Annotated in this window: 12 protein-coding genes; 2 read left to right on the forward strand and 10 right to left on the reverse strand. The window is 73.1% G+C overall.

All coding sequences use genetic code 11. From position 1 onward, the window contains the following. Positions 1–11: 11 nt before the first annotated feature. Positions 12–374 carry a DUF952 domain-containing protein gene (locus ACZ5ON_RS31480; RefSeq protein ID WP_465599823.1) on the forward strand — a complete coding sequence of 121 codons (363 nt, stop codon included), beginning with the start codon at positions 12–14 and terminating at the stop codon, positions 372–374. A 194-nt stretch (positions 375–568) separates the two neighbouring features. Here ACZ5ON_RS31480 and ACZ5ON_RS31485 read toward each other — a convergent pair whose 3' ends face one another. From ACZ5ON_RS31485 to ACZ5ON_RS31530, 10 genes are all read right to left on the reverse strand, one after another. Continuing rightward, entirely contained in the window at positions 569–1,549 is a 981-nt protein-coding gene (locus ACZ5ON_RS31485) for a helix-turn-helix domain-containing protein (protein ID WP_465599825.1), read from the reverse strand. A gap of 241 nt (positions 1,550–1,790) precedes the next feature. Then, on the reverse strand, positions 1,791–3,014 hold the full coding sequence (locus ACZ5ON_RS31490) for a pseudouridine synthase (RefSeq protein WP_465599827.1): 1,224 nt from the start codon (positions 3,012–3,014) through the stop codon (positions 1,791–1,793). 72 nt (positions 3,015–3,086) lie between these two features. Then, positions 3,087–3,734, reverse strand: a complete 648-nt coding sequence (gene scpB, locus ACZ5ON_RS31495) for an SMC-Scp complex subunit ScpB (RefSeq protein WP_465599867.1) — start codon at positions 3,732–3,734, stop codon at positions 3,087–3,089. A gap of 167 nt (positions 3,735–3,901) precedes the next feature. After that, positions 3,902–4,777 (reverse strand): segregation and condensation protein A, encoded by an 876-nt coding sequence (locus ACZ5ON_RS31500; RefSeq protein ID WP_465599829.1) that lies wholly within the window; start codon positions 4,775–4,777, stop codon positions 3,902–3,904. A gap of 162 nt (positions 4,778–4,939) precedes the next feature. Next, positions 4,940–5,446, reverse strand: coding sequence for a hypothetical protein (locus ACZ5ON_RS31505; protein ID WP_465599869.1), 507 nt, complete (start codon positions 5,444–5,446; stop codon positions 4,940–4,942). Positions 5,447–5,487: 41 nt separating this feature from the next. Next, positions 5,488–6,657 carry a ParA family protein gene (locus ACZ5ON_RS31510; RefSeq protein WP_465599831.1) on the reverse strand — a complete coding sequence of 390 codons (1,170 nt, stop codon included), beginning with the start codon at positions 6,655–6,657 and terminating at the stop codon, positions 5,488–5,490. A 421-nt stretch (positions 6,658–7,078) separates the two neighbouring features. After that, entirely contained in the window at positions 7,079–8,194 is a 1,116-nt protein-coding gene (gene ald, locus ACZ5ON_RS31515; RefSeq protein ID WP_465599833.1) for an alanine dehydrogenase, read from the reverse strand. A gap of 278 nt (positions 8,195–8,472) precedes the next feature. Continuing rightward, a complete protein-coding gene (locus ACZ5ON_RS31520) occupies positions 8,473–10,833 on the reverse strand; it encodes a tetratricopeptide repeat protein (RefSeq protein ID WP_465599835.1) in 2,361 nt (786 codons plus the stop codon). A gap of 352 nt (positions 10,834–11,185) precedes the next feature. Continuing rightward, positions 11,186–11,827 carry an NUDIX domain-containing protein gene (locus tag ACZ5ON_RS31525; protein WP_465599837.1) on the reverse strand — a complete coding sequence of 214 codons (642 nt, stop codon included), beginning with the start codon at positions 11,825–11,827 and terminating at the stop codon, positions 11,186–11,188. Between the two features lie 85 nt (positions 11,828–11,912). Continuing rightward, the gene (locus ACZ5ON_RS31530; RefSeq protein WP_465599839.1) at positions 11,913–13,589 is read right to left on the reverse strand and encodes a CTP synthase; all 1,677 of its coding nucleotides are present in this window, start codon (positions 13,587–13,589) and stop codon (positions 11,913–11,915) included. Between the two features lie 698 nt (positions 13,590–14,287). Between ACZ5ON_RS31530 and ACZ5ON_RS31535 the strand changes: the two genes are divergently transcribed. Then, positions 14,288–16,279 carry a glycoside hydrolase family 15 protein gene (locus ACZ5ON_RS31535; protein ID WP_465599841.1) on the forward strand — a complete coding sequence of 664 codons (1,992 nt, stop codon included), beginning with the start codon at positions 14,288–14,290 and terminating at the stop codon, positions 16,277–16,279. Positions 16,280–16,368: the final 89 nt, after the last annotated feature.

A 16,368-nucleotide genomic window follows, 5' to 3' on the forward strand; every position in this document is an offset into this window, starting at 1 on the left:
AAAACAGACACATGATCTACCATCTCGCACCCCTGGACGACTGGCTCCGTGACCCGGGGCGGCCGTACGCCACCACCTCCCTGCTGACCGACGGGTTCATCCACTGCTCGGCCGACGAGCAGACCGCACTGGCCGTCGCCAACGCCTTCTACCAGGACGCGCCGGAGCCGCTGATGGCCCTGCTGATCGAGGAGAGCCTGGTGGAGCCGATGGTGAAGTGGGAGGCGCCGCACGGCGCGCCGCCGCCGGGCGCGACCCCGGGCGTGCTGTTCCCGCACATCTACGGGCGCCTCAACCGCACCGCGGTGGTCGGTCTGGAGAAGGTCGAGCGCGGCCCGGACGGCCGCTGGGCCGCCCTCCAGCCCTGGAGCTGAGGGCCCCTTCCGCGCGGCCGGGGAAGCGGCCACGACCGGGGAAGCGGTTCACGGCCGAGGAAGCGGTTCAGGGCCGAGGAAGCGGTTCAGGGCCGAGGACGCGGTTCAGGGGCGCGGCGAAGAACCCCGCCCCTGAAGGCCTGCCCGACCGCCCCGGGCCTACCGCCGCCCACCGCGCGGCTCGCCCGTGCGGCTCACAGCCAGCCGCGCTCCCGGGCCGCCATGCCCGCCTGGAACCTGGTGGTCGCGCCGAGCTGGCGCATCAGCGTCTGCAGCCGCCGCTGGGTGGTCCGGGCGCTCCAGCCGAGCGACCGCGCGATCGACTCGTCGGTGAGCCCGGCCGCCAGCAGACCGAGTAGCTTGCGGTGGTCCTCCTCGGGGCCGGAACCGTCGTCCCCGTCGCCGATCGCCGCCTGCAACGGGACCGCCCGCTCCCACTCCGCCTCGAAGAGCGCGTCCAGCCCCTGGAGCAGCGCCGACGGATGGACCACGTACGCGGCGTCAAGCACCGCGTCGCCGACGCTGATCGGGATGATCGCCATCCGGTCGTCGGCCATCATCATCTTCATCGGCAGTACCGGCCGGACCTTGCACTCCTCGCCGTCCGCGACCCCGGGAAGGATGTCCTTCTCCAGCCGCCCGGGCCAGGCCACGGCCTCCTTGTCGTAGATCGCCCGGAACTTCAGCCCGGCCCGCAGCCGCTGGCGCTGCCTGGACAGGCTGGCCACCGGGTCCTGGATGTAGGGCGGGCAGTCGAAGCCGCGCACCTGGTACTGGGCCGTCCCGACCAGGTGCTCCAGCCGCTGGGCGATGGCTTCGGCACCGGTCAGCACCTCGACCGAGTGGGCGGGGTCGGTGAACCGGCTGGCCTCCCGGAAGGCGTCCATCAGCCGGTGCATCTCGGCGCGGGCGTCCCGCAGCTGGGCCTCGCGGTGGCCGATCAGGGTACCGATGGCGACGTCGGGGGCGACGGACAGATAGCGCTCGCGGTCGACCGGACTGCGGGTCACCATGCCCTGCGCGGCCAGCCGGTCGAGGGACTCCCGGCTCTGTTGCGGAGTCAGTCCGCACTGCTCGGCGAGCTCTTCGGCGGTGGACTGGGGTGCGGCCACCAGCGCCGCGTAGACCTGTCCGTCCGGCCGGCCAAGACCGAGCACTCCGAATGCGTCGGGCACGACGTTCCTTCCCCCCACTGCTCACCCCGGTTGGCGCACTCCCGCCATCCGGCCGGGCGCCAGTTGCTGGCCATCGTGCGCCACGGATCCACGGGCTGACAAGCCGGGACAACGGGGTGCGGTCAGGCTCACACCACATCCCCGCAGTACAGCAGAGGGCCTCCCCGCCGATCGACGGGGAGGCCCTCCTCATCAGGTACTACAGCCCGGCACCACCGGATGGCGGGGCGGCGGCAGGTCCCTACAGGCCGACCTCGCGCATCAGCTGGCCGACCTCCGGGTTGGTGAGCCGGCGCAGCCAGCCCGACTTCTGGTCGCCCAGGGCGATCGGACCGAAGTGGGTGCGCACCAGCTTCTCGACCGGGAAGCCCGCCTCGGCGAGCATCCGGCGGACGATGTGCTTGCGGCCCTCGTGCAGGGTGACCTCGACCAGGTAGTTCTTGCCGACGTTGGAGACCACCTTGAAGCTGTCGGCGCGGGCGAAGCCGTCCTCCAGCTCGATGCCCTGCGCCAGCTGCTTGCCCAGGTCGCGCGGGATCGGGCCCTGGATGGCCGCCAGGTAGGTCTTGGTCACGCCGTAGCGGGGGTGGGTGAGGCGGTGGGCCAGCTCGCCGTGGTTGGTGAGCAGGATGATGCCCTCGGTCTCGGTGTCCAGCCGGCCGACGTGGAACAGCCGGGTCTCCCGGTTGGTCACGTAGTCGCCCAGGCACTGCCGGCCGTCCGGGTCCTCCATGGTGGAGACCACACCGGCCGGCTTGTTGAGCGCGAAGAACAGGTACGACTGGGTGGCGACGGTCAGACCGTCCACCTTGATCTCGTCCTTCTGCGGGTCCACCCGCTTGCCCTGCTCGGTGACCGGCACGCCGTTGACCTCGACCCGGCCCTGCGCGATCAGCTCCTCGCAGGCCCGGCGGCTGCCGATACCGGCCCGCGCCAGCACCTTCTGCAGGCGCTCGCCCTCGGGCTCGCCGAAGGTCTTGGGCAGCTTGGCGGCCGGCTTGTCGTGCCGGGCCAGCACCGCGTCCTCGATCCGGGCCTGCAGCTCGCGCGAGCGCTGCGGCTGGCGGCGCGGGTCGCCCGGCGCACCCTGGCCCTCGCGGCGCGGCCGCGGGGCCGGCCCGGGCTTGCGGGCGGCGAAGCCGCTGCGGCCCGGCGTGGCGTTCGGCCCGCCGCCGTACTCGGGCCGGTCGTACCGGCGCTCCTCCGGGCGGGGCGCGCCCTTGCGGCCCGAGCCCTGCCGCCGGTCGTCCCGGCCGTAGGAACCCCCGCGCGACGAAGAGTCGCCGCCGTAGGAGTCGCGGTCGCGCCCGTACGAGCCGCCGCCGTGCGAGGACGAGGAACCGCCCCGCCCGCCGCCGAAGGACGAGCCGCCCCGGGAGCCGCCGTACGAGCCGCCCCGGCCCCCGCCCTGTCCACCACGGCCCTGGCCGCCGCCGCTGTTCCTGCCGTTGCCACTGCTACGCATCAAAATGTCCGTACGTCGTATCCGTTGGGAGTAGTGCAAGTCGTTTCGGCCGACCTCACCGCCCCCTGCCGATCAGACGCGAGCCCGACCGGTCTCGTCCGGGCCGCCCGCCGCACGTGCGGCGGCGACCGCCTCCGCGATCATCGTGCCTTCGAGGGACTCCGCTTCCACGTCGTCGACCTCGGGCAGGAAGGGTGCCAGCTCCGGCAGCTCGTCCAGGCCGCGCAGCCCCATCCGTTCCAGGAAGTAGTTCGTCGTCCGATACAGGATCGCACCTGTTTCGGGCTCGGATCCGGTCTCTTCCACCAGTCCTCGCTGTACCAGGGTACGCATCACGCCGTCACAGTTCACACCGCGTACCGCGGAGACCCGGCTGCGCGACACCGGCTGCCGGTACGCGACCACCGCCAGCGTCTCCAGCGCGGCCTGGGTGAGCCGGGCCTGCCGGCCGTCCAGGACGTAGCGGTCCACGGCGGGCGAGCACTCCGCGCGGGTGTAGAACCGCCAGCCCCCGGCCACCAGCCGCAGGTCGAAGCCCCGGCCCTGGGCGGTGTACTCGGCGGACAGCTCGTGCAGCGCCGCGGCCACCTCCGCGCGCGGACGCTCCACCGCCTCGGCCAGCCGCGCCTCGGTGGCGGGCTCGTCCACCACCAGCAGCACCGCCTCCAGCGCGGCCCGCAGCGGCCCTCCGTCCCCGGTCACCTCGCTCCCGCCGGCCAACGGCCCGTCAGCCGGCCCGGCGGGCACCGGCACCGCTTCCGCGGGCCCACGGGCAGGCGTCTGCGGGCCGTGGGCGGACTCCTGCCACTCGTGCGCCCTCGGCTGCCCCGGGACGCCCAGGGCCCGCCTGCGCGGGCCCGGCCGGTCGGTTCCCTCGGGCTGCTCCGTCACGATGCCTCCTCAGCCGTCTCCCGGTCCCCGTCCACCGGCCGGTGGTCGAACTCGTCGGTGACCTCGACCGGCCGCCCGGGATCGGCGACCCACCGCACCAGCAGCTCGCCCAGCGCCTGCGGCTGCTCGAAGTCCAGCGCCCGTTCCCGGTACAGCTCCAGCAGCGCCAGGAACCGGGCGACCACCACGAGCGTGGACTCGGCGTCCGCCACCAGCTGGTCGAAGGTCGCCGAACCGAGCGCGGTGAGCCGGTCGACCACCCGGGCGGCCTGTTCGCGCACGCTCACCGGCGGGGTGTGGATGTGGTCCACGTAGACCACCGGCCTGGGCCTGGGCGCCATCGCCCGCGCCGCCAGCTGGGCGAAACGCTCGGGGCCGATGCCCAGCACCACCTCGGGCAGCAGTTCGGCGTGGCGCGGCTCCAGGCCCACGCTGCGGGCACGCCGCAGCAGCTCGGCCTCCCAGCGCTCGCCCAGCACCGCCGCCACCTGCTTGTACGCGCGGTACTGGAGCAGCCGGGCGAACAGCAGGTCGCGGGCCTCCAGCAGGGCGAGGTCCTCCTCGTCCTCGACCTCGGCGGCGGGCAGCAGCCGGGCCGCCTTGAGGTCCAGCAGGGTGGCCGCGACCACCAGGAACCCGGTCGCCGCGTCCAGGTCCCAGTCGGGGCCCATGGACCGGATGTGGGCGACGAACTCGTCGGTCACCTTGGACAGCGCCACCTCGGTGACGTCCATCCGGTGCTTGGCGATCAGGCTGAGCAGCAGGTCGAACGGGCCTTCGAAGTTGTCCAGCCGCACGAGGAAGCCGGCCCGCGCCTCACCCGCCTCCTCGGCGGGCCGGACGGCTCCGACGGTTGCCCCAGCACTCGACATGACGCCCCATCTTCACCTGCGCCACGCCCGCGGACGGCGAGGCAGCGCCCAAAGGGCGCGGATCCGTGTGCGATCGGGCGGGCGTCCCCGAGGGAGTCGTGACCCGACGGCCTTCCGCCGTGGCGAGTGGCCCGCGCCGCCGGGAGAGTCCGCGGGACGGCTTCAGCGGCCGCGCAGCCGCCGCACCAGGATGCTGGCCTCGCCGCGCTGCTCCAGGTCGGCGAGGACGACGGAGATGGCCTCCCGGACCACCCGGCCCCGGTCCACCGCCAGCCCGTGCTCACCGCGCAGCACCAGACGGGCGTGCTCCAGGTCCATGAGCTCCTCGGCGGACACGTACACGGTGATCTTCTCGTCGTGCCGCTCGCGTCCGGTGGGCCGTCGCACGGCCCGGCCCCGGGGGCGGACCCGCCTGGTGGCCTCGCCCGCCTGCTCGTCGGCCTGCGCCGCCCCTCCCGGCCCGGCCGCCGTTCCGGGCTGCCCCTGCGGCTGCCGTCCGCCGGTCGGCTGAGGCCCGTCCGGCGCGCTCTCGGCGGGCCCCGGCTGCTCGCCGCGGCCACCGGAGGCGTCCCGGGGGGTGTCTCGCGGCCCGGTGCCGTTCTCGGCCGCGCGGGCGGTCTCCGCTCTGGGTGCTTCGGCCGGCCGGGAGAGGGAGGGCGAGAGCGCCATCCCGCCCGTGGTCCGGAACAGCTCGTCGGCCCCCGGGAGACTCACTCGGCGGGGCGGCACCGGTCGAGCACCTCCCTGGCGAGCTGGCGGTAGGCGGCGGCACCGACCGAATTGGTCGCGTACGTGGTGATCGGCTCGCCGGCCACCGTGGTCTCCGGGAACCGGACGGTCCGGCCGATCACGGTGTGGAAGACGTGGTCGCCGAACGCCTCGACGACCCGGGCCAGCACCTCGCGGCTGTGCACGGTGCGCGAGTCGTACATGGTGGCCAGGATGCCGTCCAGGCGCAGCTCGGGGTTGAGCCGCTCGCAGACCTTCTCGATGGTCTCGGTGAGCAGCGCGACACCGCGCAGCGCGAAGAACTCGCACTCCAGCGGGACGATCACGCTGTGAGCGGCCGTCAGGGCATTGACCGTCAGAAGGCCCAGCGAGGGCTGGCAGTCGATGATGACGTAGTCGTAGTCGGGCAGCAGCGGCTTCAACGCCCGGGCCAGCGCGGACTCCCGCGCCACCTCGCTGACCAGCTGCACCTCGGCGGCGCTCAGGTCGATGTTCGAGGGCAGCAGGTCCATGCCGGGGATCGCGGTCTTCAGCAGCACCTCATCGGCCGTCAGGCCCCGCTCCATGAGCAGGTTGTAGACCGTGACGTCCAGCTCCATCGGGTTGACGCCGAGGCCGACCGAGAGAGCGCCCTGCGGATCGAAGTCCACCAGCAGCACCCGGCGCCCGTACTCGGCGAGTGCGGCACCCAGGTTGATGGTGGACGTGGTCTTGCCGACGCCGCCCTTCTGGTTGCACATCGCGATGATCTGCGCGGGGCCGTGCTCGGCCACCGGCGCGGGGATCGGGAAGTAGGGCTGCGGGCGGCCGGTGGGACCGATCCGCTCGCGGCGCTGGCGGGCCGCGTCGGGGGCCAGGGTGGCGGCGTACTCCGGGTCGGGCTCGTACTCGGCGTCCGGGTCCTCGTACGAGCCGTAGGCGAAGTCGCCGTAGACCAGGCCGTGCGCGGCCAGGTCGGCGTCGTAGTCGATGACGGAGGTGGTGCTGACACCGGTGCTCTGGCGTGCCTCGAAGGTGCGGACCGCGACCGAGCCGACCTCTACCGAACCCACCGTGGCCTGCCGGGCCGTGAGCTCCTCGTTCGGCTGTCCGGCGGCGTGCTCCGCCAGTCCTGGCTGACCACCCCCGGGAGCAAATGTCGACTCATTCACAAGTCGTCTTACCTCCTTGGGCATCCAGGACTCTATGTCGATTCGTCAGCGTGGCAGCATGCCGACGGTTTGCGACTCTAGGCCGTCTGCGGCGTTCGCAGCAACACAATCCACGGTAGTGGGCACGATGTGTCGGCTGTCGGACCGGTCGCTGTCAAGGCCTTAAAGGGCCCTTGGCCCTAACGTTTCCGCGGAGGTCACCGCCCCCGGGGCGTGCGGGTCACCCACGCTGTTTGCGGTCGGCGGGTGACGTGTTGCACATGAATTGACATCGTGGCGCCACCCGACCTTCACCACCGGTTCCGGGCACGCCGAAGCCCCCGGCCCGAGGAGGGGGCCCCTCCCGCCCGATGGCGGGCAGGAGGGAGGGCCGGGGGCGTGGCACCGCCTCAGTCAGGCGGACCGTTCAGCTGATGTCCCGTCAGGCGAGCACGCTGTCCAGGGAGATGGACTCCAGGCCGAAGGCGTCGGCGACGGCCGCGTAGGCGATCTGGCCCTCGTGGACGTTCAGACCCTTGGCCAGCGCCGGGTCGCGGCGCAGCGCCTCCTTCCAGCCGCGGTTGGCCAGCTCGACGACGTACGGCAGCGTCGCGTTGGTCAGCGCGTAGGTGGAGGTGTTCGGGACGGCGCCCGGCATGTTGGCCACGCAGTAGAAGACCGAGTCGTGGACCTGGAAGGTCGGCTCGGCGTGCGTGGTCGGGTGCGAGTCCTCGAAGCAGCCGCCCTGGTCGATGGCGATGTCGACGAGCACGGAGCCCGGCTTCATCCGGGAGACCAGCTCGTTGGTGACCAGCTTCGGGGCCTTGGCGCCCGGGATCAGCACCGCGCCGATGACCAGGTCGGCCTCGATGACGGCCTTCTCCAGCTCGTAGGCGTTGGAGGCGATGGCCTTGACCTTGGTGCCGAAGATGCGGTCGGCCTCGCGCAGCTTGTTGATGTCGCGGTCGAGCAGGGTCACGTCGTAGCCCATGCCGATGGCGATGGTGGCGGCGTGCCAACCGGAGACGCCACCGCCGATGACCACGCACTTGGCCGGGTGGGTGCCGGGCACACCGCCGGGCAGCACGCCGCGGCCGCCGGTCGGGCGCATCAGGTGGTACGAGCCGACCTGCGGGGCCAGCCGGCCGGCCACCTCGGACATCGGGGCGAGCAGCGGCAGCGCGCCGTTGGCGAGCTGCACGGTCTCGTACGCGATCGCGGTGGTGCCGGAGGCGAGCAGCGCGTCGGTGCCGGCCCGGTCGGCAGCCAGGTGCAGGTAGGTGAAGAGCGTCTGCCCCTTGCGGAGACGGTGGTACTCCTCGGCGATGGGCTCCTTGACCTTCAGCAGCAGGTCAGCGGTGGCCCACACCTCATCGGCGGTGGGGAGGATGGTGGCACCGGCGGCCACGTACTCCTCGTTGGAGATCGAGGAGCCGACACCGGCGTTGTCCTCGATGAACACCTCGTGTCCGTTGCGGACCAGCTCATGCACGCCGGCGGGCGTGATGGCCACGCGGTACTCGTGGTTCTTGACCTCGCGGGGGATGCCGACCTTCACGGCTAAACACGTCCTCTTGCCATGGGGGTCCCTACCGGAGAAGACCGGCGGGCGACGCGCACGGGGGGAAGCCATCGGAAGACACCGAAAGACACTTCGCTGCGCGACTGCTGTCGAGTGTAATGAAGCCCAGCGAATCCGCCAGCCTTCCAAACTGAATAAATCAGCTTGTTACATTGGCACTTTCGTAGGCTCGTGACGATTGCGCACCGCAGATCGCCATCAACCGCACAGTTACGACATTACTCCCAGGTCGGATGGTCCGACCCGGCCCGGGCCTACTGCCGCAGGGCGTCCAGCGCCCCCGCCACCGCCGCCCGGCCGCGCTCGTCGCCGAGGCGGCGCAGCAGCGCCAGCGCGGCCCGGTACTCGCGGTCGGCCTCCTCGAAACGGCGCTGACCCGCATGCGCCTCGGCCGTCCTGACCAGCAGTCGGGCCTCCGCCGGACGATCGTTCAGGCCCTGGCGCAGCGCGAGCGCGCGGCCGTACCAGTCCGCCGCCCGCACCGGGTCGCCCAGAGCCCGGTGGCACTCGCCGATCCCCTCCAGCGCACGGGCGCGGGCCGGGTCGTCGGCAGCGGTCCTGGCATGGTCCAGGGCGGCTCGGTAGCGCGCCGCGGCCTGCTCCCAGCGGCCGGCGGCGGCCTGCAGGTCGCCCAGGTTGAGCAGGGCGGCGGCGGCCCGGCGGGTGGCCCCGCCGCGCTCGGCCACCTCCAGCACCAGGCCGTGCAGCTTGTAGAGATCGGCCGGGGCGGCGGCGCCGGTGAGCGGCAGGGCCCGCAGCAGCGCGGTGACCAGCCGGCCCGCCGAGCCGTCCAGGTCCGCCTGGCCGATCGCCTCCGCCACCGCGCCGAACAGCGACTCGCGCTCGCCGATCAGCCAGCCGGCGGCCTGCGCGGCGGTCCGCAGCCGGATCGGACCCGGCAGCGGGTCCGTCACCGGACCGGCTGCCGGGTCCAGCAGCTGCCGGGCCGAGTCCACCAGCCGCACCAGCCGCTCCAGCAGTCGGGCGCGGGCCAGCTGCAGCTCGGCCGGGCGGTCGGCTGCATCGCGCAGCCGTGCCAACCGCAGGTACAGCCGCCCGGGGAGCCGGTAGCGCGGTGTGCCGTCGGCGGCGGGCGGCTCCACGTCCAGCAGCTCCCGCTCGGCCAGCTGCCGCATGACCGCCTCGGCCTCCGGCGGCGGGCAGCCGACCAGCGCGGAGGCGGTCCGCAGATCGGCGAGCTGGGCCGGGGCCAGGGTGAGCATCCGCAGCATCCGCGCCTGTGCGGGGTTGAGCGATCGGTAGGTGAGGTCGAAGGCGGCGCTGAGCGGATCGGTGTCCGGCACCGGTACCGGCCCCTGGGCCGCGGCCTCGGCGTCCTGTCCCCCCCGCCGCCGGCCGGCCCGACCACCGGCGCCCGGTCCGGGTTCCACCCCCGGCTGCCCGCGCCCGTCGACCGGACGCCCCCGCTCCGCCTCTCCCGGGCGGCCGCCCGCGGCATCGGAGATGTCCCGGGCGGCCGCCGGAACCGCACCGGTGCCCGGCCGCCCGCGGTCCGCGCCTCGCGGGCGGCCGTCGCCGGCCCGGACCGCCTCACGGCTGCCCGGCGCCGTACGGGTTCCCTCGCCCGGGTCGCCGGGCCCGCGCCCGGCGGCGTCGCCCGTGGCCGCGCGCGTCGAGCGGTTCCCGGCTCCGAGCCGCGCCGCTTGGCCGATCAGTCGCGCCACGGCGCCCGATCCGGCGGCCTCGCCGGCCGGCCCGCCCGTCGGAACGGGGACCAGTACGCCGTCCCGCGGTCCCGCCTGGCCGCGCAGGACGGGCTTCGGCAGCTGCTCCCGCACCGCCCCGCCCCGGCCGCCGGCTCCGCCCTGGGCCACCACGGTCGCCTTCGCGGCCGCCGGGGCCGCCTGTGCCAGTACCCGCACCGCCTCGGTCACGGCGGCCTTGGGGTGGTTGCGCAGCCAGCCGGCCATCAACCGCAGCGTGGCGGGACCGGACCCGCAGGCCTCGGCCAGGTCGGCCGCGCCGACCGGGTCGCAGCCGATCCTGGTGCCGCCGACCAGCCCGCTGAGCAGGTCGCCGGCCGAGGGCTGGTCCAGACCGCCGAGGATGACCGGGTCGATGTCCTCGATCCCGGTGAGCGGTCCCGCGGTGGTGGCGACCACCAGGCAGCCGGGCTCGTCGGCGAGCAGCGGCCACAGCTGGCCGGCGTCCCGGGCGTCGTCCAACAGGAGGAGCAGCCGCCGGCCCGCCTGTTCCTCGCGCAGCGCCCCGCAGGCCGGACCGTCGGCGCCGTCCCCGCCGCCAGGTACCAGGACCGCGTCCGGCACCGGGCCGAGCTGTTCGAGCAGCCGCCGGGCGATCTGCCCCGGCGGGACCCGGCTGCCGTCGGGAGCGGAGAGCCGGGTGAACAGGACGCCGTCGGGATAGGCGTGGGCGATCGAGCGGACGAACCGTACGGCGAGCGTGGTGCGCCCCGAGCCGGGCCGCCCGGCCAGCACCACGACCGGGGAGCGGCCCCGCGCCGGGCGGGCGGCGGCTGCGGCGAGGGCGGCCAGCTCGGTCCGCCGGCCGCTGAACAGCGCGGGCACCGGGGGCAGCCGGTCGAGTGCGCCGTCTTCGGTGGGCCGTGCGTCCATCGCCGTCTTCCTCGTCACCCGCGTCACTCCTGACCAGCCGACCCGCCCCCGGGACCCGCCGTGAGTCCGTCTGCGAAGCGTAGTTCGGCCGCCCGACGGACCGGTGCTGACACCGGTAGTACCAACCGGCAAATCACCCGTCAGAACCAGGTGCCCCGAAGAGGACCGCGCGTGCCGTCAACCCCAGGCCCCGGCACGTCTCCTGGCGGCCCGCCAGCCACGCGGAACTCCTCGACGGCGAGCGCCGGCCCCCTGGGAACGCGCACGGTCGCGCACTCGGTTCCCGTACGCCCGACCCCGGTCCCTACCCGGGCCTGGGACCGGGTGGGCCGCCCTGCTCCCACCCCCGCCCCGGGAGCGCGCCGCTGGCTCAGTTCCCCCCGAACGGCCGGGCCGGCCAGGGGCTGTCGCCCGGGCGCAGCGCGTCCAGGCCGGGGCCGGCCAGGGCCGCGTGCAGCGCCAGCGTCCCGGTGACCAGGGTCGGGTTGTGGAGCTCGCCCGCGAGGACGAGCCGGACCAGTTCGTCCAGCGGCACCCGGGCGGTCTCTATCTCCAGCTCCTCGCCGTGCGCCTGGTAGCGCTCGCCCTCCGCCTCGGCGAGGTCGGTGGCGAGGAAGAGCCGCAGCGCCTCGTCCGTCCCTCCCGGCGAGGTGTAGAAGTCGACCAGCACCCGCCACTCCCCCGCCTTGCAGTGCGCCTCCTCGTAGAGCTCGCGCTGGGCGGCGTGCAGCGGGTTCTCCCCGGGGACGTCGAGCAGCCCGGCGGGCAGCTCCCAGAGCCGCTGGCGCACGGGGTGCCGGTACTGGCGCAGGACCAGTACCCGCTGCTGGTCATCGAGGGCGAGGACGGACACCGAACCGGGGTGGGTCTGGTAGTCGCGGCGGGCGTAGCTGCCGTCGGGCATCAGCACCTCGTCGGTGCGCACGCCGGTGACCCGCCCCTGGAAGGGCACCGAGGAGGCCCGTACCGGCCAGTCCTCCGCCACGTCCCTGATCTGCTGGATGTCCGTCATCTCTCTCCCCTTAGCGCTCAGGGCCAACTATGCCAAACGGCGGCCGTGCGAAGATCCGCACGACCGCCGTCCGACGACGGGACGCCTACTCGGCGCCGGTCTTGATCCGAATCGCCGCGGCCACCAGGCCCGCGAACAGCGGGTGCGGGCGGGTCGGGCGGGACTTCAGCTCCGGGTGGGCCTGGGTGGCGACCAGGTAGGGGTGCACCTCGCGCGGGTACTCGACGTACTCGACCAGGTCACCCTTGGGGGACAGGCCCGAGAAGTGCAGGCCGGTCTTCTCCAGGTCTGCGCGGTAGGCGTTGTTGACCTCGTAGCGGTGGCGGTGGCGCTCCTCGACGTACTGCTCGCCGCCGTACACCTCGCGGACGATCGAGCCCTCGGCCAGCTTGGCCGGGTACAGGCCCAGGCGCATCGTTCCGCCCAGATCGCCCTTGCCGTCCACGATCGCCAGCTGCTCGGCCATGGTGGAGATGACCGGGTACTTGGCGGCGGGGTCGAACTCGGTGGAGTTGGCCTCGGGCAGGCCGGCCAGGTTGCGGGCGGCCTCGATGACCACGCACTGCAGACCCAGGCACAGGCCCAGCAGCGGGATCCTGTTCTCGCGGGCGTAGGTGATCGCGGCGACCTTGCCGTCCACACCGCGGTCGCCGAAGCCGCCGGGGATGCAGATCGCGTCCACGTCCCCGAGCTGCTCCTGGGCGCCCTCGGGGGTGACGCAGTCGTCCGAGGTCACCCACTTGATCTCGACCCGGGCGTTGTTGGCGAAGCCGCCGGCGCGCAGCGCCTCGGTCACCGACAGGTAGGCGTCCGGCAGGTCGATGTACTTGCCGACCAGGGCGACCTTGACGATGTGCTGCGGCTCGTGGACGCGGCGCAGCAGGTCGTCCCAGGTGGTCCAGTCCACGTCGCGGAACGGCAGGTCGAGGCGGCGCACCACGTAGGCGTCCAGGCCCTCGCCGTGCAGCACCTTGGGGATGTCGTAGATCGACTTGGCGTCGATGGCCGCGACCACGGCCTCCTCGTCCACGTCGCACATCAGCGAGATCTTGCGCTTGATGGCCTGCGGCACCTCGCGGTCGGCGCGCAGCACGATCGCGTCGGGCTGGATGCCGATGTTGCGCAGCGCGGCCACCGAGTGCTGGGTCGGCTTGGTCTTCAGCTCGCCGGAGGGACCGATGTACGGCAGCAGGGAGACGTGCACGAAGAAGACGTTGTCCCGGCCGACCTCGTGGCGGACCTGGCGGACGGCCTCCAGGAACGGCAGCGACTCGATGTCGCCGACGGTGCCGCCGACCTCGGTGATCACCACGTCGACGTCCTCGGTCGCCATCCGGCGGATCCGGGACTTGATCTCGTTGGTGATGTGCGGGATGACCTGGACGGTGTCGCCCAGGTACTCGCCGCGGCGCTCCTTGGCGATGACCGTCGAGTACACCTGGCCGGTGGTGACGTTCGCCGACCCGTGCAGGTTGGTGTCCAGGAAGCGCTCGTAGTGACCGATGTCCAGGTCGGTCTCGGCGCCGTCGTCGGTGACGAAGACCTCACCGTGCTGGAACGGGTTCATCGTGCCCGGGTCCACGTTGAGGTACGGGTCGAGCTTCTGCATCGTCACGCGCAGGCCGCGTGCCTTCAGCAGCGCGCCGAGGCTGGAGGCGGTGAGGCCCTTGCCGAGTGAAGAGGCGACACCCCCGGTGACGAAGAGGTGCTTGGTCGTCACGGCGCGGCCGTTCGCTGCCTTGCCGGAATGGGGCTGTGCCAAGAGGGGGCTCCCGTGGGTCGCGTGTCGAAGTGACTCCGGTGGAGGACTGCCCGCATCCGCGCCGACGAGGAGTTTGCACTCGACCGGGGAGCCCGAAGAGAGCTCCGACGGGGTCGTCAGGGCGGCGGATCCGGGGTGGTTGATCCCACCAGTCCACGGGGTACCAGCGTATCAGCGAGCGGCACCGATCGCGTTCCGGCCGTCGCGGCGTGCCCGTCCGGGTCGTCCGGCTGCTCCGAACGGACGGGCGGATACCGCCCGGAAGGGGTGGTTCCGACAACACCGCGAGGGGCCCGGAGGGAGGAGCCCCGCCTGGTCCGTCCGGACCGTCTTCGATCCCCCACTCGGGCCACTTTGTCGATCACAGGCGTGACGGCGCCCGAACCGGACGCTCTCCACGTGCCGCACCCCAGCTCACCGACGTATCCTGCACGGACGCATCGCCGACAGCAGAGCACGCGGAGGGCGAGGGGGTCAGGACGACACCTCTTGGTCCCCGATGCGCGACCGGACACCTCCCGTACCAGTTCACCCGTCCAGGCCAGGGGCGCACACCGCCCCGCCGGGCGACCCACGGTCCTCCCCGCACACACCGGTCGGGGGTCCGGGGGCCGCCCAGCCCGGATCTCCGGCCCCGCAGACCGCCTGCTACCGACCGTCTGCGCTGCCGCCGCCCAAATTGCGAACTGGAGACCCACGTGGCCGGCCGTATCGAGGACTACGCACTCATCGGGGACATGCAGACCGCCGCCCTGGTCAGCAGGGACGGAGCCGTTGACTGGCTCTGCCTCCCCAGATTCGACTCTCCGGCCGTCTTCGCCGGTCTGCTCGGTACCGATGAACACGGGTTCTGGCGGATCGGCCCGGCCGAACCCGTCGGCGAGGAGGTCGCCCCCACCGCCCCGCCTCAGCGCTCGCACTTCACCGATTCGGGTGAGTCCCGGGCGGTGCCGGCCACCGCGGCCGCCCCGGCCGTACCCGCCGACCGGCGCCGCTACCGGGGCGACTCGCTGATCCTCGAGCAGGAGTGGGACGCCCAGGGCGGCAGTGTCCGGGTGATCGACTTCATGCCGCCCCGCCCGCTCGCCGGGGCCGAGGCCGTCCCGCAGATGATCCGGATCATCGAAGGCGTCTGTGGACGGGTGCGGATGCGCTCCGCCCTGCGGATGCGGTTCAGCTACGGCCGGATCACCCCCTGGGTGCACCGGGTCGAACAGGCCGACGGCACCCACCGAACGGTCGCCATGGCCGGCCCCGACTCGGTCTGGCTGGACGGCAAGGCCGAGACCTACGGCCGCGACCTCACCACCTACGCCGACTTCACCGTCACCGCGGGCCAGCGGATCGCCTTCGCCCTCACCTGGCAGGCCAGCCACCTGCCCGCCCCCAGCGCACCCGACGCCGAAGCCGCCCTCGCCCACACCGAGGAGTACTGGCGCGAGTGGGTCGGCCAGTGCACCTACCAGGGCCCCTACCGCGAGCCGGTGGTCCGCTCGCTGATCACCCTCAAGGCCCTCACCTACGCCCCCACCGGTGGCATCGTCGCCGCCCCCACCACCTCGCTGCCCGAGGACATCGGCGGGGTGCGCAACTGGGACTACCGCTACACCTGGCTGCGCGACGCCGCGATCACCCTCTCCTCCCTGCTGCGCACCGGCTACCGCGAGGAGGCCCGCGCCTGGCGCGAGTGGCTGCTGCGCGCGGTCGCGGGCGACCCGGAGAACCTGCAGATCATGTACGGCATCGCGGGCGAGCGCGAGCTCACCGAGTCCGAACTCGACTGGCTGCCCGGCTACGAGGACTCCAGGCCGGTCCGGATCGGCAACGGCGCCGCGGGCCAGCTCCAACTCGACGTCTACGGCGAGGTGGTGGAGACCCTGCACCTGGCCCACATGACCGGCCTGTCCCGGCACGACCACGCCCACCAGCTCCAACTCAAGCTGATCAGCTACCTGGAGAAGCACTGGACCGCGCCCGACGAGGGCATCTGGGAGGTCCGCGGGCCGCGCCGCCACTTCGTCCACTCCAAGGTGATGGCCTGGGTCGCCGTCGACCGCACCATCAAACTGCTGGAGCAGTCCCCGTACGAGGTCCACGGGTTCGCCGGCGAGAGCCCGCTGGAGCGCTGGCGCGAACTGCGCGACCGGATCCACGCGGACGTCTGCGAGAAGGGCTACGACCCCGACCGCAACACCTTCACCCAGTACTACGGCGGCCAGGAGCTGGACGCCTCACTGCTGCTGATCCCGCAGATGGGCTTCCTGCCGCCGGACGACAAGCGCGTCATCGGCACCATCGAGGCGATCCAGCGCGAACTGGCCACCGAGGACGGCTTCGTGCTGCGCTACCCCACCCACGACGCCTCCGGCGAGAACGTCGACGGGCTGGCCGGCCACGAAGGCGCCTTCCTGGCCTGCTCGTTCTGGCTCGCCGACGACCTGGCGATGATCGGCCGGGTCACCGAGGCGCGGGAGCTGTTCGACCGGCTGCTCTCCCTGCGCAACGACCTCGGCCTGCTGGCCGAGGAGTGGGACCCGGTCGCCAAGCGGCAGGTCGGCAACTTCCCGCAGGCGTTCAGCCACGTGCCGCTGATCGACACCGCGCTGCGCCTGACCGCTTGCGGCGGGGCCTACCTCTCCGCCCAGCCCGACGTCCGCTCGGCCGACCGCACCGAGCAGGCCATGATGTGACCCCGCCGTGGGGGGGGGGGGGGGGGGGGGGGGGGGGGGGGGGGGGGTGGGCGGATCGGTCTTGCTCACGCCCTTTTTTCGTCCTCTCT

It is taken from the genome of Kitasatospora sp. NPDC032150 (assembly GCF_055579945.1).

Bases quoted from the DNA above. Each gene is read 5' to 3' on its own strand.
- ACZ5ON_RS31480 (WP_465599823.1), top strand. From the start codon at position 12: ATGATCTACCATCTCGCACCCCTGGACGACTGGCTCCGTGACCCGGGG.
- ACZ5ON_RS31490 (WP_465599827.1), bottom strand. From the start codon at position 3,014: ATGCGTAGCAGTGGCAACGGCAGGAACAGCGGCGGCGGCCAGGGCCGT.
- ACZ5ON_RS31500 (WP_465599829.1), bottom strand. From the start codon at position 4,777: ATGTCGAGTGCTGGGGCAACCGTCGGAGCCGTCCGGCCCGCCGAGGAG.
- ACZ5ON_RS31505 (WP_465599869.1), bottom strand. From the start codon at position 5,446: ATGGCGCTCTCGCCCTCCCTCTCCCGGCCGGCCGAAGCACCCAGAGCG.
- ACZ5ON_RS31525 (WP_465599837.1), bottom strand. From the start codon at position 11,827: ATGACGGACATCCAGCAGATCAGGGACGTGGCGGAGGACTGGCCGGTA.